The organism is Paraburkholderia sp. 2C, assembly GCF_054589215.1.
In genome coordinates, this window is the sequence record NZ_BAAILL010000087.1 from 1 (window position 1) to 393 (window position 393).

The 393-nt window shown below is 66.4% G+C and carries 1 protein-coding gene; it reads right to left on the reverse strand.

The window, feature by feature from the left end; translation table 11 throughout:
- A partial coding sequence (locus ACYPXD_RS34135) for a hypothetical protein (RefSeq protein WP_459723114.1) occupies positions 1–393 on the reverse strand: 393 nt, incomplete at both ends.

Here is a 393-nt window from a genome sequence, read left to right on the forward strand (position 1 = left end):
CGCTGCCGTTACGGCCAAAGCCGCCGAGGCCATTGAAGAATTCGAGGCCGGCGGTCAGCATCGCCACCGCAGACGCTTCGGGAGGGGCCGGCCACGACGATAACCACGCGTTTCGTTGCCGGCGCGGCGTAGGCAATCGTGCCGGCATTTGCGCCAGATAGCCAAGCTGGGTAGCGATGGCGCCGCGGCGCGCCAGCAGTGCAACGCGCGCGGCCGACAGCAGCAGCGCTCTGGTCTCGACGCTCATCAGGTCGGCACGCAGCACGTAGATCGAACCCTGCGCGAGCTCCCCGTCAAAGCGCGGCCGCGACTGGCTGCTGCGCACCGCGGTTTCAATCGCCCCCTGCAATTCCTGGATATACGACGAAGCCCGTTCGTTGACGATCACGAGAT